The organism is Halomonas caseinilytica, from assembly GCF_001662305.1.
Classification (GTDB): Bacteria; Pseudomonadota; Gammaproteobacteria; order Pseudomonadales; family Halomonadaceae; genus Halomonas; species Halomonas caseinilytica.
In genome coordinates, this window is sequence record NZ_BDEP01000014.1 from 136,285 (window position 1) to 155,375 (window position 19,091).

General features: G+C 61.9%; 20 protein-coding genes. 16 read left to right on the top strand and 4 right to left on the bottom strand.

The genetic code is table 11. The features are described 5' to 3' along the window. Window positions 1–19 precede the first annotated feature (19 nt). The 4 genes from hemL to A9O65_RS08350 all read right to left on the bottom strand — a co-directional run bounded on the left by hemL (window position 20) and on the right by A9O65_RS08350 (window position 4,556). Window positions 20–1,309 (bottom strand): glutamate-1-semialdehyde 2,1-aminomutase, encoded by a 1,290-nt coding sequence (gene hemL, locus A9O65_RS08335; protein WP_064699914.1) that lies wholly within the window; start codon window positions 1,307–1,309, stop codon window positions 20–22. 215 nt (window positions 1,310–1,524) lie between these two features. After that, window positions 1,525–2,352, bottom strand: coding sequence for a bifunctional hydroxymethylpyrimidine kinase/phosphomethylpyrimidine kinase (thiD, locus tag A9O65_RS08340; protein WP_064701854.1), 828 nt, complete (start codon window positions 2,350–2,352; stop codon window positions 1,525–1,527). Next, window positions 2,352–2,783 carry a protoporphyrinogen oxidase HemJ gene (hemJ, locus tag A9O65_RS08345; RefSeq protein ID WP_064701855.1) on the bottom strand — a complete coding sequence of 144 codons (432 nt, stop codon included), beginning with the start codon at window positions 2,781–2,783 and terminating at the stop codon, window positions 2,352–2,354. Before hemJ ends, thiD begins: the two co-directional genes overlap by 1 nt. 9 nt (window positions 2,784–2,792) lie before the next feature. Further along, the gene (locus A9O65_RS08350; RefSeq protein WP_064701856.1) at window positions 2,793–4,556 is read right to left on the bottom strand and encodes a chloride channel protein; all 1,764 of its coding nucleotides are present in this window, start codon (window positions 4,554–4,556) and stop codon (window positions 2,793–2,795) included. A 163-nt stretch (window positions 4,557–4,719) separates the two neighbouring features. Between A9O65_RS08350 and argC the strand changes: the two genes are divergently transcribed. From argC to atpG, 16 genes are all read left to right on the top strand, one after another. After that, complete coding sequence (gene argC / locus A9O65_RS08355; RefSeq protein ID WP_064701857.1) at window positions 4,720–5,754, top strand: N-acetyl-gamma-glutamyl-phosphate reductase; 1,035 nt, start codon at window positions 4,720–4,722, stop codon at window positions 5,752–5,754. Between the two features lie 108 nt (window positions 5,755–5,862). Further along, window positions 5,863–6,216 (top strand): iron-sulfur cluster insertion protein ErpA, encoded by a 354-nt coding sequence (erpA, locus tag A9O65_RS08360; protein ID WP_064701858.1) that lies wholly within the window; start codon window positions 5,863–5,865, stop codon window positions 6,214–6,216. Between the two features lie 113 nt (window positions 6,217–6,329). Beyond that, window positions 6,330–7,100: a transporter substrate-binding domain-containing protein gene (locus tag A9O65_RS08365; protein WP_064699920.1), complete on the top strand. Its 771-nt coding sequence runs from the start codon at window positions 6,330–6,332 to the stop codon at window positions 7,098–7,100. A 282-nt stretch (window positions 7,101–7,382) separates the two neighbouring features. Continuing rightward, window positions 7,383–8,108 carry an amino acid ABC transporter permease gene (locus tag A9O65_RS08370; RefSeq protein WP_064699921.1) on the top strand — a complete coding sequence of 242 codons (726 nt, stop codon included), beginning with the start codon at window positions 7,383–7,385 and terminating at the stop codon, window positions 8,106–8,108. A 14-nt stretch (window positions 8,109–8,122) separates the two neighbouring features. Next, a complete protein-coding gene (locus A9O65_RS08375) occupies window positions 8,123–8,896 on the top strand; it encodes an amino acid ABC transporter ATP-binding protein (RefSeq protein WP_064699922.1) in 774 nt (257 codons plus the stop codon). Between the two features lie 536 nt (window positions 8,897–9,432). After that, window positions 9,433–11,328, top strand: a complete 1,896-nt coding sequence (gene mnmG, locus A9O65_RS08380) for a tRNA uridine-5-carboxymethylaminomethyl(34) synthesis enzyme MnmG (protein WP_064701859.1) — start codon at window positions 9,433–9,435, stop codon at window positions 11,326–11,328. Then, window positions 11,325–11,987, top strand: coding sequence for a 16S rRNA (guanine(527)-N(7))-methyltransferase RsmG (gene rsmG, locus A9O65_RS08385; protein ID WP_064701860.1), 663 nt, complete (start codon window positions 11,325–11,327; stop codon window positions 11,985–11,987). The genes mnmG and rsmG overlap by 4 nt, the downstream gene beginning before the upstream one ends. A 28-nt stretch (window positions 11,988–12,015) precedes the next feature. After that, window positions 12,016–12,786 carry a ParA family protein gene (locus A9O65_RS08390; protein WP_064699925.1) on the top strand — a complete coding sequence of 257 codons (771 nt, stop codon included), beginning with the start codon at window positions 12,016–12,018 and terminating at the stop codon, window positions 12,784–12,786. 30 nt (window positions 12,787–12,816) lie between these two features. Continuing rightward, entirely contained in the window at window positions 12,817–13,743 is a 927-nt protein-coding gene (locus A9O65_RS08395; RefSeq protein WP_064701861.1) for a ParB/RepB/Spo0J family partition protein, read from the top strand. Between the two features lie 211 nt (window positions 13,744–13,954). Beyond that, a complete protein-coding gene (locus A9O65_RS08400; protein WP_064701862.1) occupies window positions 13,955–14,341 on the top strand; it encodes an ATP synthase subunit I in 387 nt (128 codons plus the stop codon). 14 nt (window positions 14,342–14,355) lie between these two features. Further along, window positions 14,356–15,180 carry a F0F1 ATP synthase subunit A gene (atpB, locus tag A9O65_RS08405; protein ID WP_064699928.1) on the top strand — a complete coding sequence of 275 codons (825 nt, stop codon included), beginning with the start codon at window positions 14,356–14,358 and terminating at the stop codon, window positions 15,178–15,180. A gap of 58 nt (window positions 15,181–15,238) precedes the next feature. After that, window positions 15,239–15,466, top strand: coding sequence for a F0F1 ATP synthase subunit C (gene atpE / locus A9O65_RS08410; protein ID WP_064699929.1), 228 nt, complete (start codon window positions 15,239–15,241; stop codon window positions 15,464–15,466). Between the two features lie 75 nt (window positions 15,467–15,541). Further along, on the top strand, window positions 15,542–16,012 hold the full coding sequence (locus A9O65_RS08415; protein ID WP_064699930.1) for a F0F1 ATP synthase subunit B: 471 nt from the start codon (window positions 15,542–15,544) through the stop codon (window positions 16,010–16,012). 11 nt (window positions 16,013–16,023) lie between these two features. Next, a complete protein-coding gene (locus A9O65_RS08420) occupies window positions 16,024–16,563 on the top strand; it encodes a F0F1 ATP synthase subunit delta (RefSeq protein WP_064699931.1) in 540 nt (179 codons plus the stop codon). 16 nt (window positions 16,564–16,579) lie between these two features. Then, window positions 16,580–18,124, top strand: a complete 1,545-nt coding sequence (gene atpA, locus A9O65_RS08425; protein ID WP_064699932.1) for a F0F1 ATP synthase subunit alpha — start codon at window positions 16,580–16,582, stop codon at window positions 18,122–18,124. A 66-nt stretch (window positions 18,125–18,190) separates the two neighbouring features. Further along, on the top strand, window positions 18,191–19,075 hold the full coding sequence (atpG, locus tag A9O65_RS08430; RefSeq protein ID WP_064699933.1) for a F0F1 ATP synthase subunit gamma: 885 nt from the start codon (window positions 18,191–18,193) through the stop codon (window positions 19,073–19,075). Window positions 19,076–19,091: the final 16 nt, after the last annotated feature.

Consider the following 19,091-nt stretch of genomic DNA (forward strand, 5'->3'; position numbering starts at 1 on the left):
TCCTAGCTGGAACGTCGTCTCAAGCCTGGCGCATCGACGCGAAGGCCGATTCGGCGGCATCGAGGGTCGCCTGAATATCCTCGGGGGCATGGGCGCTGGACATGAAACCGGCCTCGAAGGCTGAGGGCGCCATATAGACACCATGTTCCAGCATGGCGGAGAAGAATTGTCGGAAGGCATCTCCATCACAGGCCGTGGCCTGAGCGAAGTTATCCACACGGCGCTGGCCGGTGAAGAAGATGCCGAACATGCCGCCCGCCTGCTGGGCAATCATGTCGATGCCGGCCTCCTCGGCCCTGGCCCGAAGCCCATTGCACAGTGTCTCGACACGCTGGGCCAGGGCATCGTGGAAGCCTGGTTCGCGAACCTTGTTGAGCAGGGCTATGCCCGCCGCCATGGCCAGAGGATTCCCGGCCAGGGTCCCGGCCTGATAGATCGGCCCGAGTGGCGAGATGTTTTCCATGATCGAGCGACGCCCGCCGAAGGCCCCCACCGGCATGCCGCCACCGACGATCTTGCCCAGGCAGGTCAGGTCGGGCGTGACACCGTAATGCGCCTGGGCGCCTCCCATGGCCACCCGGAAGCCGGTCATCACTTCATCGAAGATCAGGACACTCTCGTGACGGTCGCAGACCTGGCGCAATGTCTCGAGAAACCCCGGCTGGGGCGGAATGCAGTTCATGTTGCCGGCCACCGGCTCGACGATGATGCAGGCAATCTGATCCCCCATCTCCTCGAAGCAGGCTTCCACGGCATCGGCATCGTTGTAGGACAGCGTGATGGTGTGTTCCGCCAGGGAAGCCGGCACGCCCGGGGAACTCGGCTCGCCATGGGTGAGGGCGCCGGATCCGGCCTTGACCAGCAGGGAATCGGTATGACCGTGGTAGTTGCCTTCGAACTTGACGATCTTGTCGCGTCCGGTATAGCCACGTGCCAGGCGAACCGCGGACATGGTGGCCTCGGTACCGGAGTTGACCATGCGCACCATCTCGATGCTGGGCATCATCTCGCAGATCAGATCGGCCATTTCGGTCTCGATGGCGGTAGGCGTGCCGAAGGAGAGACCGGCATCAATGCGCTCGCGCACAGCTCCGAGGACATCGGGATCGGCATGGCCGGTGATCATGGGTCCCCAGGATCCCACGTAATCGATATAACGCTTGCCTTCCACATCGAACAGATAAGCGCCCTGGGCACGCTCCATGAAGACAGGCGGGCGCTCCAGCCCCTTGAAGGCACGCACCGGCGAATTGACACCGCCGGGAATGTGTCGGCAGGCACGTTCGAAGAGCTGCGCGGATGTGGTCATGTCAACCTCTTGTCCTGTTGAAGGATAACCTTGCGATCGCCTGGAGATGCGATACCCACGGCATCCAGGCTGTGGATAAATCTCTGGATAAGCTTTTGGCTAGCGGTGATCTCGCGGTGAATATCGTCGAAATACGCCTACCCAATCGGCCGATCATCGTGGTTCCATTCTCGACGCAGACGCCGGCAAAGGCCAGCCCGATGACCATCGTCGCCTTACGTCATGCCGACCGGTAGCCGCCAGAGCCGCCTCGGCAGACACTGATCCTGCCCGGGTTGCCAGCCATTCGCCAGGGCATTCCAGGTGAAGTTCTGGGCCTGCTCGCAGGCACTGGCCAAGGACTCCCCCAGTGCCAAGCGGGCCGCCAGGGCCGATGCCAGCGTGCATCCCGACCCATGGAAGACGCCATCCAGGCGCGACCATTCCCATTGGCGATCGCCATCCGGCGTATGCAGGGTATGCACGACGCTCTCGGTCGCCTCGCGAACCTCTGGTGCCTCGGTGCCCGTGACCAGTACCGCCTGACAGCCCAAGCGCATCAGGCTCACCGCCTGCTGGGTCTCGTCCTGGTCATCTCCCTCGGCCAGTCGCGACAACTCCAGGTGGTTCGGCGTCAAAATATCCACAAGCGGTAGCACTCGCGACCGATAGGCTGCGACCAGCGCCTCGGTGGATAACTCGCGGCCTCCTCCGGCCTTGAGCACCGGATCCGCCACCACCGGAACGCCAGGACGCTGCCGCACGATCTCCACCACGGCGTCCAGCGTTGCCATGTCGGCCACCAGGCCGATCTTGATGGCGGCGATCTCGATATCCACAAGCTCGGCCGCCATCGCCTTGACGAGCTCGGCTCCCACCGGATGGACCGCACTGACGTCTCGACAATTCTGGACCGTCATGGCGGTGGGAATGGTCAGCGCCCATCCACCGCAGGCCGCAATGGCCTCGGCATCGGCCACCAGGCCGGCACCACCGGTAGGGTCGTGTCCCCCCAGTACCAGCACTACCGGCAGGTGGGGGTTGGTCGTACGCGGAATCGGCATCAGAACGGCTTCAGCACGGCGAGAATGACGATCGCCAGCAAGGCAATCACGGGCAACTCATTGAAGATGCGGAAATAACGTGGGGAACGCTGGCAGCGCTCGGCAGCGAACTGCTTGAGGTAGATCAGGCAGACATGGTGGTAAGCCACCAACAAGGCCACCAGAACGAGCTTGATATGCATCCATCCCTGCCCGAGCCACGCCGGGGCCTGATAGAGCAGAATGCCGCCGAACACCAGCACGGCGATCATCGAGGGGGTCATGATGCCGCGATACAGCTTGCGCTCCATGGTGGTGAAGTACGCCATGGCCTGTCGCTCGTCCCGGTCACGCGCCGTGGCGTGATAGACGTAGAGTCGCGGCAGATAGAACATGGCGGCGAACCAGGTCACCACGGCCACAAGGTGAAGGGCCTTGATCCAGGGGTACATGTCGACTCCTCAAGTGTCGCTGAAGCGGTAGTAACGTTCGATGGCATCACGGGTGATGATACCGGAAATTCGCTTCCTTCCGGGACGATGTCCGTGTTCCACGTACAGGGCATCCACGTGCTTGGTGTTGAGCCGATCGAAGGCCTCGGAGAGGGTCGCCTGCAGATGGATCGGCGCCAGATCCAGGCGCTGACCGGGAATCTCCAGCAAGTCCAGTCGACCGTCCTTGTCGATATTGTCATTCTCATCGTGTTCCAGCATCCAGCGCGCCAGGGCCGCCGCCTTGAGCGCCAGCGTCGGCTTGTCGTCCCGGGAACGCTCGATGACCACCCACTCCGGCTTGCTATCCAGCAGGGCACTGGCCTCGGCCCGGGTCACGCGGCGCGGCGTGCGCACCAGGGCACGCTCCATGACTGCCGGTACCGAGACACGGGAAAGGGCCTGCATCAACGGCTGCTGCAAGGGGTGCAGGCCATGGCGCGTGACACTGATGAAGAAACCGTCGCAGCCGCACAGTTGCCGCGACGTCAATCCCGCCACCACCACAGCCAGCATCCCCGGCAGGATCAGGCCGGGATTATGGGTCAACTCCAGCAACGCCATCAGCGCCGCCAGGGGCGCCTGCAACACCGCACCCATCATCGCTGCCATGCCCAGCATGGCGTATACCTCGGGACCGGCAGCGATCTCGGGCAACAGCCACCCGCCGAACAGGCCACACAAGGCACCGACAGCACCACCGGCCACCAGGACCGGCCCGATGATGCTCACCGGAATGCCGCACGCCACGGTGATCGCCGTCAGCAATAGCTTGCCGATGGCCAGCGCCAGCAACACATCGAGCGACGACGTGCCATTCAGGATGGCTCCCAGGCTGTCGTACCCCATTCCCTGTACCTGGGGATACCACCAGGCCACCGCTCCCACCAGCAGACCGACCACCACCAGGCGTGCCGGAAAGGGCAGGCGCTGCATGACGTTCCCGGAACGCGCCACTCTCACGAAGAATCCCGCCAGCACGCCGATCACCAGGGCACTGAGCACAATCCAGGGCAAGTCGAAGAGCGATTCCAGCTCCACGCCGCTCATCTGGAAGGGGCGCTCGCCCCCATAAGCCACCCTCGCCACCAGAGCGCCGATCGTCGACGCCAGGATCACCGGCATGAAACCGGTGATGGTGTATTCCATCATCACCACTTCCATGGCGAAGATGACCCCGGCGATCGGGGTATTGAATGAAGCCGAGATACCGGCGGCGGTGCCGCAGGCCACCAGAACGCGCAGACTGTTGTGAGGCAGGCGCAACCGCTGGCCAAGTCCACTGGACGCTGCAGCACCGAGATGGATGGCCGGTCCCTCGCGTCCGGCGGACAGCCCGCCGAGCACCGACACCAGACCGACCCACCACTGCGTGAACCAGTTGCGCATCGGGAAGCGCCCCTGATGATAGGTCAGTCGTTCAATGACATGCGCCACGCCGATCTGGCGCCCGGCAGGCGGCTGGCGCCATAACCACAGGCCGATCAGCGTCACTGACAGCAACGGCAACGAGGCTCTGAGCGCGGGAGACAGCCCCTCGAACGCCTCGGGATCGGCATCGGGCATGAACGCCATGGCACCGACTTCCAGCATCAAGCGGAAGCCGACCATCAATCCTCCGGTGATCAATCCCGAGAAGACACCCAGAACGCACAATTGAGGCAGGGCATCGACACTGGCCAGCCGACGGCGGAAACCGTCGAGGGTGAAATCGGGTAACGGGCGTCGCGACAAGGTGACCTTCCTCTGGACCCTGGCATTATCCGAGCAATCGATGAACGCAGAGACATGTTCGACAAGGCTCTGACACTGGATGACCCCCACTGGGTAGGCCATGCTTCTCTTGTGTATCATATCCAGAGACAGAGGTCCCAGCGTCCACCATGAGGAGTCCATCGTGATCAAGGTCGGAATCGTCGGCGGCACCGGCTATACCGGAGTCGAACTGCTCAGGTTGTTGGCTCGCCATCCGCACGTCAGTGTCGAGGCCATCACCTCGCGCAGCGAGGCCGGACTGGCGGTCAGCGAGCTGTACCCCAACCTGCGCGGACATTACGACGAGCTGCGTTTCAGCGAACCCGACCCGGCGCGACTGGCCGCCTGCGACGTCGTGTTCTTCGCCACGCCTCATGGCGTGGCGCATGCCCTGGCCGGTGATCTTCTCGCCCGGGGGACCCGGGTCATCGACCTGTCGGCGGATTTCCGCCTGCGCGACGCCGAGGAATGGACGCAATGGTACGGGCAACCGCACGGTGCCCCCGAACTGCTCGACGAAGCGGTCTACGGCCTGCCCGAGACCAACCGCGAGCGCATTCGCGACGCTCGCCTGATTGCCGTGCCCGGCTGTTATCCCACTGCCGTGCAGCTCGGCCTGCTGCCACTGCTGGAGAGCGGGTCGATCGATCCGGGCAGGATCATTGCCGACTGCAAGTCCGGCGTCACCGGCGCCGGACGAGGCGCCAAGGTGCCCTCGCTGCTGGCCGAGGCCAGCGAATCGATGAAATCCTACGGCGCCTCGGGGCATCGTCATCTGCCGGAGATCCGCCAGGGACTCGGCGACGCGGCGGGCAGCACGGTGGGCTTGACCTTCGTGCCACACCTGACGCCCATGATCCGCGGTATCCACGCCACCCTGTATGGCCAGCTCCATACCGATACCGAGGATCTCCAGGCGTTGTTCGAGCGCCGCTTCGCCAATGAACCCTTCGTCGACGTGATGCCGGCGGGCAGCCATCCCGAGACTCGCAGCGTCAAGGGTGCCAACATGTGCCGCCTGGCCGTGCATCGTCCCGGCGACGGCGACACCGTGGTCGTGCTCTCGGTGATCGACAATCTGGTCAAGGGCGCATCCGGCCAGGCGGTGCATAACCTCAACCTGATGTTCGGCTTCGACGAAACCGCCGGGCTCGACGCCCCGGCGATGATGCCCTGACACCACCGCACTCTCATGGGCCATTTCGCCACAATAGTTGACCCTTTTACTGGGTGGTGTGGATAATCGTGGCATGAACCACATCCACCGATTACGAGGAGGTCACCGATGAGCGGTGTCGCATCCTTCGTTCCTACACCGCTGTTGCTGTCCGACAGCGCCAAGGCGCGCCTCAAGAGCCTGATCGAAGAAGAGGGCAACCGCGAGCTCAAGCTGCGGGTCTACGTGACCGGCGGCGGGTGCTCGGGTTTCCAGTACGGCTTCGATTTCGCCGACTCGGTCGCAGAGGACGATACGCTGGTAGAGTTCGATGACGTGGCTCTGGTGGTCGATCCCCTTTCCTACCAGTATCTGGTCGGTTCCACCGTGGATTTCGAGGAAGGCCTGGCCGGGGCACGCTTCATGATCCAGAACCCCAACGCCACCACCACCTGCGGCTGTGGCGCCTCCTTCATGGTCTGAACGAGACCGTTGATCTGGCGCTAAATGGCGCCACCGGCCCGGACTTGACGCTTTCACGACAACTCGCCATGGTGGATGAGTATTCCACAATAATTGCTTCCATGGGGAAACGTATGAAACGTCAACTGAAGGCGGTCTCGCTGGCATCCTGCATCGGCCTAGGTCTGAGCGTCTCCGGCCTGGCCGTCGCTCAGGAACAGACCCTCGACGTGGCTACCGACCCGAGCTTCGTGCCCTTCGAGATGATGGATCAGGAAACCGGCGAGATGGTCGGTTTCGACATGGACATCATCAAGGAAATCTCCGAACGGGCCGGGTTCGACTATGATCTCCGGACCATGGACTTCAACGGCATCATTCCTGCCGTTCAGACCGGTAACATTGATATCGCCATCGCCGGTATCACCATTACCGACGAACGCGCCGAAATCGTCGACTTCTCCGATCCCTACTACGACAGCGGCCTGAAACTGCTGGTCAATGCCGACGACGACAGCATCCAGACCGTCGAGGACCTGGAAGGCAAGAAGGTCGGTACCAAGGTCGGTTCCACCAGCTACGACTATCTCGAGGAAAACCTCGGCGACAGCGCCGACATCACTCCCTATCCGGGCTCCAGCGACATGTACATGGCGCTGCTCGGCGGCAGTGTCGATGCAGTCTTCTACGATGCGCCCAATGTCGGCTACTTCTCCCAGACCAAGGGGGAAGGGCGCGTCAAGACGGTCGGTCCGCTCTACGAAGGCCAGCAATACGGCCTTGCCATCGCCAAGGGCAGCGAATGGGTCGAACCCATCAACGAGGCACTGGCCGCCATGAAGGAAGACGGCACCTACGATGACATCCACGCCAAGTGGTTCGGATCTTCATCGGACGAGGAATGATCCGTCTGCCTTGCTGAAACACGGGGTTGGGTCCCAGGGCCCGACCCCGTTGCGTTGTGCCTGTACCCAAGCACTCAGGAAACGCTGAATAAATCACCGAGCATGGCAAAGCGCAGGGCACGCGAAGCACAGAAAGCGAGACATAACGGAAAGTTTGGCGAGCTTTCGACCGGGCTGGCGCACCAGCACCGCGCACAGATTCGCCGGGAGCGAATTTGAACCGTCTTGCGACGGGACCGCAGGCTAGCCGCCACCCCTGGCGGCCATGGCGAAGCGCGTTGCATGCTCAGGCATTTAGGCAGTGTTTCCCTCACCCAGGAAACGCTGACGGGAGACCCCCAAGTGGACTTTCAATTCGACTGGCAGGCGGCCTTCGCCTCCATTCCGCATCTTGCACCGGGTATCCCCTACACCCTGCTCATTTCCTTCGGTGGCCTGGCCATCGGCTTCATCATCGGCATCATCTTCGGCTTGCTGCGCATCAGTCCGACGGCCTGGCTGCGAATGCCCGCCGTGGCCTATATCGAAATCTTTCGCGGAACCCCTGTACTGGTACAGGTCCTGTTCATCTTCTACGGCCTGCCGCAACTGCTCGGCGGCCCGATCAATGCCCTGGTCGCCGGCATCGCAGCCATCGCCGTCAACTCCGGCGCCTACATCTCGGAGATCGTACGCGGAGGCGTCCAGTCCATCGAACGAGGCCAGCGCGAAGCCGGGCTTTCCCTGGGGCTGTCGAGGGTCCAGACCTTCCGCTACATCATCTGGCCCCAAGCCTTCCGACGCATGATCCCGCCGTTGGGTAATCAGGGCATCATCAGTATCAAGGACACTTCGCTGTTCTCAGTCATCGGCGTCGGTGAACTGGTCCGCCAGGGACAGATCTACATCGCCACCACCTTCACCGCCCTGGAGGTCTACCTGATGGTCGCCATGCTCTACCTGGCGATCACCCTGACGCTCTCGCTTGCGTTGCGCTTGCTCGAGCGCAAGGGCCTGGTCGGACAATGAAAGGAATGCACGACATGAATCACGAGAAGTCCACGTCCGATGGCGAGGCCATCGTGCGGCTGAACAAGCTCAACAAGCACTTCGGCGACTTTCACGTTCTTCAGGACATCGACCTGACGGTAACGCCAGGTGAGGTGGTAGTGATCATCGGTGCCAGCGGCTCCGGCAAATCGACCCTGATCCGCTGCATCAATGGCCTCGAGGAGTTCCAGCAAGGCGAACTGGACGTCGATGGCAATCCCCTGCTGCCCGACGGCAAGGCAACTCAGGCGCTGCAGAAGATCCGTACCGAAGTCGGCATGGTCTTCCAGCAATTCAACCTGTTCCCGCACCTGAGCGTGCTCGACAACGTGATCCTGGCGCCGATGAAGGTCCGTGGCCTGAGCCGTGATGCCGCCGTCGAGACAGGGGAACGCCTGCTGGCTCGGGTCGGCATCAGCGACCAGATAGACAAGTACCCCACACAGCTGTCCGGCGGCCAGCAGCAGCGGGTGGCACTAGCACGCGCCCTGGCCATGGAACCTCGGCTGATGCTCTTCGATGAGCCCACCTCGGCGCTGGACCCGGAAATGATCGGTGAAGTGCTCGATGCCATGCGCGAGCTAGCCAACGAGGGCATGACCATGATGATCGTGACCCACGAGATGGGGTTTGCCCGCGAGGTGGCCGATCGGGTCATCTTCATCGACAAGGGTCGGATCGTCGAGGAAGGCCCGCCCGAGACGATCTTCGATTCCCCCTCTGAAGCGCCCACGCAAAGCTTCCTGTCTCGCGTGCTCAAGCACTGATATCACCTCTCTCAGCATACCTTGAAAGGCCCTGTCGTTACCGACAGGGCCTTTTTTCTGCCTGTGGAAAACCCAAGCGGCACAAGCGCTTTTATCACGCCACGACGCCCGCCATTGGCGGGATGTGGAAAAATAGGGTGGGTTGTTCACAGTCACGGTGACAATCACGGTAGACATCGGTGGAAAAGCCGTGCTCGCGCTCGCCTGTGGGCAACACGATCTTTCATCCACAGGCCCCGAACACATCGTCCGCAGGCCGCCAGCGTCTTTTCCTACCTTCGATCAACACTGCAATCTATTGAAAGAAAAGAAATAAAACGGTTTATCCACGGAAAACGTCCACACCAGTAGTTACTACAGCAACAGAACTTCTTATTCTTATATTGTTTATGTAATAGGTAATGACTCAGCAGAAGGGCGAGGATGAAAATCTGGGTGTGGAAAACCCTGACGATTACCCACAGGAGGGTTATACTGGCTGGCTGATTTCATCCCCGATCCGCAATATCGGCGCCTGGCGCCGAACGAGGTGAACCTTGGAGTACCCCGACCGTTTCGATGTCATCGTCATCGGTGGTGGTCACGCGGGCACCGAAGCCGCATTGGCCTCGGCCCGCACGGGCTGCCGGACACTGCTTCTGACCCACAACATCGAGACCCTCGGTCAGATGTCGTGCAATCCCGCCATTGGCGGGATCGGCAAGAGCCACCTGGTCAAGGAAATCGATGCCCTGGGGGGCGCCATGGGGCTGGCCACCGACATGGGCGGTATCCAGTTTCGTGTGCTCAACGCTCGAAAGGGACCAGCCGTGCGCGCGACTCGTGCCCAGGCGGATCGCGTTCGCTACAAGGCCGCCATTCGCGGCATGCTGGAAAACCAGCCCAACCTGACGCTCTTCCAGCAGGCAGCCGGCGATCTCATCGTCGAGGGCGACCAGGTTCGCGGTGTATGCACCGAAACGGGGATTCGCTTCATGAGCGAGACCGTGGTGTTGTGCACAGGCACCTTCCTCGGCGGCGTTATCCACATCGGCCTGGACAACAGTCGTGGAGGCCGTGCTGGCGATCCGCCCTCCAATGCCCTGGCCGAGCGCTTGCGTGCCTTGCCGTTTCGCGTCGATCGCCTGAAGACCGGCACCCCACCGCGTCTCGATGCCAAGAGCGTGGACTTTTCGAAGCTCGACGAGCAGCCTGGTGATGAGCCAACGCCGGTCATGTCCTATCTCGGCGAACGCAGCCAGCATCCGCGCCAGGTGAGCTGCCATATCGCGCACACCAACGAGCGGACCCACGAGATCATCCACGCCAATCTGGAGCGTTCGCCGATGTTCTCCGGGGCCATCGAGGGTGTCGGTCCCCGCTACTGCCCCTCCATCGAGGACAAGGTGCATCGCTTCGCCGACAAGGCAAGCCACCAGATCTTCGTCGAGCCGGAGGGACTGGACACGCACGAGTTGTATCCCAATGGCATCTCCACGTCCTTGCCGTTCGACGTCCAGCTGCAGGTGGTCCGCTCGATCCGAGGGCTGGAAAACGCGCACATCACGCGTCCCGGTTACGCCATCGAATATGATTTCTTCGATCCGCGTGACCTGAAGCATTCCCTCGAGACGAAATTTATCCACAACCTGTATTTCGCTGGGCAGATCAACGGCACCACCGGTTACGAGGAAGCAGGAGCCCAGGGGCTTCTGGCCGGGCTCAATGCCGCACGGCGGGCTCGGGGGCTCGATGCCTGGTGGCCGCGTCGCGACGAGGCTTATCTCGGGGTTCTGGTCGACGATTTGATCACTCTCGGCACCCGGGAGCCTTACCGGATGTTCACCTCTCGCGCGGAATACCGTCTGCTGCTGCGTGAGGACAACGCCGACATGCGCCTCACCGAGACGGGTCGAGAACTGGGGCTGGTCGATGATCGACGCTGGGCAGCGTTCAGTGCCAAGCGAGAGGCTGTGGAGCGTGAGACATCGCGCCTCAAGGCCTGCTGGATTCAACCGGGCAGCGAGGCCGCCAAGCGTGTCACCGAAACCACCGGTCAGGCGCTGAAGCGCGAATACAATCTGCTCGAGCTGCTCAGGCGCCCCGAACTCGGCTATCGGGATGTGGCCGGGCTGGTCGGGGAACCCGTCGACGACGATCGGGTTGCCGACCAGGTCCAGATCCAGGCCAAGTATCAGGGTTACATCGATCGTCAGCAGGAAGAGATCGACAAGCTCAAGCGCCATGAGGCCACGCCGCTGCCTGACGACCTTGACTATGACCAGGTCGAAGGACTCTCCAACGAGATTCGCCAGAAACTCGTCGAGGCTAGGCCCGAGACGCTGGCCCAGGCATCGCGCATCTCCGGTGTCACGCCAGCGGCGGTATCGATCCTGCTGATTCACCTGAAAAAGCGACGTCTGCTCGACGATAGCCGGGTGGCCAACGGATGACCCAGGATAATCATGGGCTGCGCGAACGCCTGGAACGAGGCCTGAGCGAGCTCGGTATCGATGCCGGGCCAAGACCTCGGGAAGGCCTGTTGTCCCTGTTGACGCTGTTGCACAAGTGGAACCGCGCCTATAACCTCACCGCGGTACGGGCACCAGAAGAGATGGTCTCCCGGCATGTGCTCGACAGCGCGGCCGTGGCGCCTTTCGTGACGGGATCGACATTGCTCGATGTTGGCGCCGGCCCCGGCTTGCCAGGACTGGTACTGGCGATCCTGGAGCCTGCGCGTCGGGTGACCCTGCTCGACAGCAATGGCAAGAAGGTGCGCTTCCAACGCCAGGCGGTAATGGAGCTGGGTCTGACCAATGTCACGCCAGTCCAGGCTCGGGTCGAGGCCTTCGAAGGGCCGGAGAACGGCTACTGCGAGGTCATCTCCCGCGCTTTTGCCAGTCTCGGCGATTTCGTCTCGCTGAGTGCCGACCTGGTGGCCGATGAGGGACGGTGGCTGGCCATGAAGGGCCCCGCCGTGGATGATGAACTGAGCGGGTTGCCCGAGAACGTGGCACCGGTCGCCAGCCATGAGCTGACCGTGCCCTTCGAGACCGGCCAGCGTCGGCTCGTGATCCTCGAGCGTACCGATTCCACCCAGGGTCGCCCCTGAGGCGTCCGTCACTCGCAAGGAAGTCGCCGTGACCAAGATCATCGCCTTGACCAACCAGAAGGGCGGCGTAGGCAAGACCACCACCGCCGTCAACCTGGCTGCCAGCCTGGCCGCCCTGGATCGACGCGTGCTGCTGGTCGACCTTGATCCCCAGGGGCATGCCACCATGGGCAGTGGCGTCGACAAGCACGAACTCGACGGCAGCGTCCTCGATGTCGTGCTAGGTGAACGCAAGCCCAGTGAGGTGATCCTCGATTGTCCCGAGGCCGGTTTCGCCCTGTTGCCCGGCAATGGTGACCTGACCGCCGCCGAGGTGGAGCTGCTGGAACGCGACGAGGGGCGCGAGCGTTGCCTGGTCAAGGCATTGGAGGATGTGGCGGCCGAGTACGACGTGGTGCTGATCGATTGCCCGCCATCGCTGAACATGCTCACCGTCAACGCCCTGACGGCCGCCGATGGCGTGCTCATCCCGCTGCAGTGCGAGTTCTATGCCCTCGAGGGACTCTCGGCTCTGCTCGATACCATCGAGCAGATCAAGGATAGCGTGAATCCCTCACTCGAGATCTTCGGCATCCTGCGCACCATGTTCGACAGTCGCAACAGCCTGACCCGTGATGTCAGCAAGCAGCTGCGCGATTATTTCGGCGATGCGCTGCTCAAGGCCACCATCCCGCGTAACGTGCGGGTCGCCGAGGCGCCGAGCCATGGCCTGCCGGTGACCAAGTACGCTCGTTTCTCGCGAGGCAGCCAGGCCCATCGGGTGCTGGCCAAGGAATTGATTCGTCGCCTGTCGTTGTAACCGTATAGCCCTGGAAATGAGGGAAGCTCGATGACGCGCAAACAACGCGCCCTGGGACGTGGCCTGGATGCCTTGATCGGCGCCAACGCTCGACGCCGTGACAGCCTTGATCTGCCCGAGGTCGATACGTCACTGGAGGGAGCCGAACGCGACGGTGGCGCCCAGGCACTGCCGGGATCGGAGGAACGACTCGAACGCCTGCCGCTTGGTCAGCTGACGCGAGGCCGCTACCAGCCACGTCGTGACATTCAGCCCGAGGCACTGGAAGAACTGGCCGACTCGATTCGTGCCCAGGGGGTCATGCAGCCGATCGTGGTGCGTCCCATCGACGAGGAGCGCTACGAGATCGTTGCCGGCGAACGTCGCTGGCGGGCGGCCCAGCTGGCGGAGCTCGATGTCATCCCGGCGGTGATCCGCGAGGTCTCCGACGAAGTGGCCCTGGCTCTGGCGTTGATCGAGAACATCCAGCGCGAGAGCCTCAACCCGGTCGAAGAAGCCATGGCCATGAAGCGCCTGCTCGACGAGTTCGAGCTGACGCAGCAACAGGCCGCTGACGCCGTCGGCCGTTCACGGGCCCAGGTGGCCAATCTGCTGCGTCTGTTGTCGCTGGACCCCGAGGTGCAGACCTTGCTCGAGCGGGGCGATCTCGACATGGGACATGCTCGCGCACTCCTGGCGCTGTCCGGCGCCAAGCAGCGCAAGGCCGCGCATGAGGTGGTCAACAAGGATCTGACGGTGCGTGCCACCGAGGCCTTGGTGAAGCAACTGGCCTCCGGAGGACGCAAGAAGGCCGAGAAGGCCGAGCCGAGCCCGGATGTGGCCAGGCTGGAGTCCCGCCTGGGCGAGCTGCTCGGCGCACCGGTGAAAATCCAGCATGGCCAGAGCGGCAAGGGACGAGTGACCATCCGCTATGCCAGTCTCGAAGAGCTGGATGGCATTCTCGAACACATACGTTGAGGCGTGGACGCCATTTAGCAGGCTAAAGAAGTTCGCGCTTTTTCATCGACTTTTAGTCGTAAGCTAGCGCGATATCGCGCATATTCGCCCCTTATCCGGTTGAAGCCGACGGGTCGCTTCCCTATAATCGCGCCGGACCGCCGACGTTGTCGGACGCGGTGGTCATTGAGGCGGCCTGGGTGCCACGACAAGGTTGATAAACGGAGACCTCATGGCAGCCAGGATCAAGCGCCCCGGCATTTGGCGACTGTTACTTGCACAATTGGTCGTGATAGTCATGATGACGGGGGTTGGCGCCTTGTCGGGAGGAAGTCCCAGCGCCTACTCAGCTTTCGTGGGCGGGGTCGTGGCCTTCTTGCCCAATGCCTTTTTTGCCTGGCGAGCCTTCCGCTATCGGGGAGGACGTCACGCCAAGAACATCGTGAGTGGCTTCTATCGAGCGGAAGCCGGCAAGTTTGGTTTGACGGTGGCTCTTTTGACCGTGGTGTTCGTCGCAGTGCCCCCCTCAAATCATGCTTTCTTCTTTGGCGCTTATGTGGTGATGCTGTTCGTTCACTGTCTGGCCGCCGTGCTGGGCACACGACCATCACCCAACTGAAATCGAGGCAGCTCATGGCAGGCAACAACCCGACTCCCACGGAGTATATTCAGCATCACCTGCAGAATCTGACATACGGCTACCACCCCGAGAACGGTTGGTCCATCGCGCACTCCAGCACCGAGGCCCAGGAAATGGGCTTCTGGGCTATCCACCTGGATACCATGGGCTGGTCGCTGGCCATGGGGGTGTTGTTCATCTGGCTGTTCAGAAAGGTGGGCAAGGCCGCTACCACCGGGGTGCCGGGCAAGCTGCAGAACGCCATCGAAATGGTCTTCGAGTTCATCGAAGGCACCGTGCGTGGCGCTTTCCATGGCAAGAACTCCCTGATTGGCCCGCTGGCATTGACGCTGTTTGTCTGGATCTTCCTGATGAACCTGCTCAAGCTCGTGCCAGTCGATCTGGCCCCTGCGTTGTTCGCCCGTCTCGGGGTCGAATACATGAAGCTGGTGCCTACTACCGATCCTAATGCCACCCTGGGCATGGCGCTGGGCGTGTTCTGCCTGATCATCTACTACAGCATCAAGGTCAAGGGACTCGGCGGCTTTGCCAAGGAGCTTTCACTGACGCCCTTCAACCATTGGTTATTGATCCCCTTCAACCTGGTGATGGAAATCATCAGCTTGCTCGTCAAGCCGCTCAGTCTGGGGCTGCGACTCTTCGGCAACATGTTCGCAGGCGAGGTGATCTTCATCCTGATTGCTCTGTTGCCGTTCTGGGTTACCTGGACGCTCAACGTTCCCTGGGCCATCTTCCATATCCTGGTCATCACCCTACAGGCATTCATCTTTACCGTCCTGACGGTGGTCTACCTGAATGCGGCCCATGAGCATCACTGAATCACGCAGCATCTGATAAACCCTTGAACCTTAACCTCAACTCGATAGGAGTATCACCATGGAACTCGTCTACATCGCCGCCTCTCTCATGATCGGTCTGGGCGCTCTGGGCACTGGTATCGGCTTCGCACTGCTGGGGGGCAAGTTGCTCGAGACGACTGCCCGTCAGCCGGAGCTGGCCAACCAGCTGCAGACCAAGACCTTCCTGATGGCTGGCCTGCTGGACGCCGTGCCGATGATCGGTGTGGGTATCGCGATGTACCTGATCTTCGTTGTTGCCGGCTAACGAATTGCACACCGAGCGCGCTGCGCTCGGTTTGCTTGTTTCCGGTCGCCACGAATCTGTCAGAGGTACGTCCTTGTGAATATCAACATGACGCTTATCGGACAAATGATCGCCTTCGCGATCTTTGTCTGGTTTTGCATAAAGTACGTGTGGCCACCGATCAACAATGCGCTTCACGAGCGCCAGAAAAAGATCGCCGATGGCCTGGACGCTGCGAGCCGTGCTGCACGTGACCTCGAATTGGCCGAGCAACAGGCCGAGGAGACGCTGCGTGAGAGCAAGGAGCAGGCGGCTGAGATTCTGGAAAACGCCCATAAGCGGTCCAACCAGATGATCGACGAGGCACGTGAGCAGGCCCGCCAAGAAGGCGAGCGCATGATCGCCAATGCCAAGACCGAGATAGATCAGGAAGTCAACCGCGCGAAGGAAGAGCTGCGTGGACAGGTATCGCGGCTCGCTATCGTGGGGGCAGAGCGCATTCTGGAATCCTCCATTGACGAGAAGCAGCACGCGAAGCTCGTCGACAAACTCGCTGAAGAGCTTTGAGGAGGTGACCCATGGCGCAACTGTCAACTGTCGCTCGCCCCTATGCCAAGGCAGTCTTCGAGTACGCCACTGAACACCAAGCACTCGAAGACTGGGCCGGCATGCTCGACAGCGTGGCGCAGGCCGTCGGCAACGATGACCTGCGTCGGCAGGTGCTCGGCAACCCGCGGCTGACCAGCGCGCAGAAGGTGGACCTGCTCGTCGATATCTGCGGTGATGCCGTGAACGACGAGCTGCGCAACTTCCTTTTCCAGGTCGGTCAGAAGGGCCGCCTGGCGGCTCTGCCGGCCATCGCCGAGCAGTTCGCACTGCTCAAGGCCCAGCAGGAGGAGCGTATGGACGTGGACATCGTCTCCGCCTTCCCGCTGGACGACGCGCAGCAACAAACGCTCGCGAGTGCGCTGGCCAAGCGTTTGAACCGCGAAATCTCCATTACCACTCAGGTGGATAGCAGCCTTCTGGGCGGCGTTGTCCTGCGTGCCGGCGATACCGTCATCGACGGATCGGTGCGTGGTCGACTGAATCGCCTCCGTGAGGCCCTTTCCGCCTGAGTCTGAGGGACATGGCATGCAGCAACTGAATCCTTCCGAGATCAGCGACATCATCAAGCAGCGTATCGAGAAGCTGGATGTCGCATCCGAAGCCCGCAATCAGGGCACCATCGTCAGCGTGTCTGACGGTATCGTGCAGATCCACGGTCTTGCCGACGCGATGTTCGGCGAGATGATCGAGTTCCCCGGCGGCATCTATGGCATGACGCTGAACCTCGAGCGCGACAATGTCGGCGCCGTGGTACTGGGGGATTATCTGCAGCTCGAAGAGGGCATGACCGCCCAGTGCACCGGGCGCATCCTTGAAGTGCCGGTAGGCCCGGAACTGCGTGGTCGCGTGGTCGATGCCCTGGGCAACCCGATCGATGGCAAGGGTGAGCTGGGCACCGACAAGACCGATGCGGTCGAGAAGGTGGCACCGGGCGTCATCACCCGTCAGTCCGTCGACGAGCCGATCCAGACCGGCTTCAAGTCGATCGATTCCATGGTGCCGATCGGTCGTGGTCAGCGTGAGCTGATCATCGGTGACCGCCAGATCGGCAAGTCCGCCATCGCCATCGATGCCATCATCAACCAGAAGGGCAAAGACGTCACCTGCGTCTACGTGGCCATCGGTCAGAAGCAGTCGACGATTGCCAACGTGGTGCGCAAGCTCGAAGAGCATGGCGCCATGGAGCACACCATCGTGGTTGCCGCCGGCGCCGCCGATCCGGCCCCGATGCAGTTCCTCGCGGCCTATTCCGGCTGCACCATGGGCGAGTACTTCCGCGATCGCGGTGAAGACGCCCTGATCGTCTATGACGATCTCTCCAAGCAGGCCGTGGCCTATCGTCAGGTTTCCCTGTTGCTGCGTCGTCCGCCGGGCCGCGAGGCCTTCCCGGGTGATGTCTTCTACCTCCACTCGCGCCTGCTCGAGCGTGCCGCTCGCGTGAATGCCGATTATGTCGAGAAGGCCACTAACGGCGAGGTGAAGGGCAAGACCGGTTCATTGACCGCGCTGCCGATCATCGAGACCCAGGGCGGCGACGTCTCCGCGTTCGTACCGACCAACGTGATCTCCATCACCGACGGTCAGATCTTCCTGGAAACCGATCTGTTCAACTCGGGCGTCCGTCCGGCGATCAACGCCGGCCTGTCGGTATCCCGCGTGGGTGGCTCGGCGCAGACCAAGATCATCAAGAAGCTCGGCGGCAGCGTGCGTCTGGCCCTGGCCCAGTATCGTGAGCTGGCGGCCTTCGCCCAGTTCGCTTCCGATCTGGATGAGGCCACCCGCAAGCAGCTGGAGCACGGCCAGCGGGTCACCGAGCTGATGAAGCAGCATCAGTACGCGCCGATGTCCGTGGCCGAAATGGCCGTTTCCCTGTATGCCGCCAACGAAGGCTATCTGGAAGATGTCGAGGTCAAGAAGGTACTTGATTTCGAGCGTGCCTTGCAGGACTTCATGAAGTCCGAGTACGCCGAACTGCTCGACAAGATCAACCAGAGTGGCGACTACAGCGACGAGATCAAGAGCGGCTTGAAGGAAGGTCTCGACAAGTTCAAGGCGACTCAGAGCTGGTAATCCGCCGGCCCGCTCTTCGGAGCGGGCCATGGAGCTTTCTGAGTCCACGAACAAGGGTAGATCGCTATGGCAGCCGCAAAAGAGATTCGCTCCCAGATCGGGAGTATCAAGAACACGCAGAAGATCACCAGCGCCATGGAAATGGTCGCTGCGTCGAAGATGCGCAAGGCGCAGGACCGCATGCGGGCCAGCCAGCCCTACGCCAAGCAGATCCGCAAGGTCGTGGGCCATCTCGCCGATGCCAACCCGGAATACAAGCATCCGTGGATGGAAGAGCGCGAGGTCAAGCGTGTCGGTTTCATCGTGGTGTCCAGCGACCGCGGACTGTGCGGTGGCTTGAACGTCAACCTGTTCAAGTCCGTCGTCAAGGAAGCCAAGGCCTGGCATGACCAGGGGGCAGAGCTTGATTTCTGCACGCTTGGCAGCAAGGCGAGCACGTTCTTCCGCAAGTACGGCGGTAACCTCGTGGCGGCCAAGAGCGGGCTGGGCGAGGCGCCCCGGGCCGAGGATCTGATCGGCAGCGTCAAGGTGATGCTGGATGCCTACGACGAGGGCAAGCTGGACCGCCTTTATGTGGTGTTCAACGAATTCGTCAACACCATGACCCAGAAACCGGTGGTCCGTCAGCTGTTGCCGCTGTCTACCGACATGGGTACCGAGGCGCAGGACGACGAGGAATTCGAGCGTCCCAGTAGCTGGGACTACCTGTATGAGCCGGATGCCAAGGCGCTACTGGATAGCCTGCTCGTGCGCTTCGTCGAGGCGCAGGTCTATCAGGCGGTGGTCGAGAACGTGGCCTGCGAGCAGGCCGCACGCATGATCGCGATGAAGAGTGCCACCGACAACGCCGGCAACCTGATCGACGACCTGGAACTGGTGTACAACAAGGCCCGTCAAGCGGCCATTACCCAGGAAATTTCCGAGATCGTCGGTGGCGCCGCCGCCGTATAGCGCCAGGCATACAGGT

Coding starts and splice junctions, on each gene's coding strand:
- atpG (WP_064699933.1), top strand. CDS start 18,191: ATGGCAGCCGCAAAAGAGATTCGCTCCCAGATCGGGAGTATCAAGAAC.
- A9O65_RS08370 (WP_064699921.1), top strand. CDS start 7,383: ATGCTCAGGCATTTAGGCAGTGTTTCCCTCACCCAGGAAACGCTGACG.
- A9O65_RS08420 (WP_064699931.1), top strand. CDS start 16,024: ATGGCGCAACTGTCAACTGTCGCTCGCCCCTATGCCAAGGCAGTCTTC.
- thiD (WP_064701854.1), bottom strand. CDS start 2,352: ATGCCGATTCCGCGTACGACCAACCCCCACCTGCCGGTAGTGCTGGTA.
- A9O65_RS08395 (WP_064701861.1), top strand. CDS start 12,817: ATGACGCGCAAACAACGCGCCCTGGGACGTGGCCTGGATGCCTTGATC.
- erpA (WP_064701858.1), top strand. CDS start 5,863: ATGAGCGGTGTCGCATCCTTCGTTCCTACACCGCTGTTGCTGTCCGAC.
- A9O65_RS08400 (WP_064701862.1), top strand. CDS start 13,955: ATGGCAGCCAGGATCAAGCGCCCCGGCATTTGGCGACTGTTACTTGCA.
- atpA (WP_064699932.1), top strand. CDS start 16,580: ATGCAGCAACTGAATCCTTCCGAGATCAGCGACATCATCAAGCAGCGT.
- A9O65_RS08365 (WP_064699920.1), top strand. CDS start 6,330: ATGAAACGTCAACTGAAGGCGGTCTCGCTGGCATCCTGCATCGGCCTA.
- hemJ (WP_064701855.1), bottom strand. CDS start 2,783: ATGTACCCCTGGATCAAGGCCCTTCACCTTGTGGCCGTGGTGACCTGG.
- hemL (WP_064699914.1), bottom strand. CDS start 1,309: ATGACCACATCCGCGCAGCTCTTCGAACGTGCCTGCCGACACATTCCC.
- atpB (WP_064699928.1), top strand. CDS start 14,356: ATGGCAGGCAACAACCCGACTCCCACGGAGTATATTCAGCATCACCTG.
- atpE (WP_064699929.1), top strand. CDS start 15,239: ATGGAACTCGTCTACATCGCCGCCTCTCTCATGATCGGTCTGGGCGCT.
- A9O65_RS08375 (WP_064699922.1), top strand. CDS start 8,123: ATGAATCACGAGAAGTCCACGTCCGATGGCGAGGCCATCGTGCGGCTG.
- rsmG (WP_064701860.1), top strand. CDS start 11,325: ATGACCCAGGATAATCATGGGCTGCGCGAACGCCTGGAACGAGGCCTG.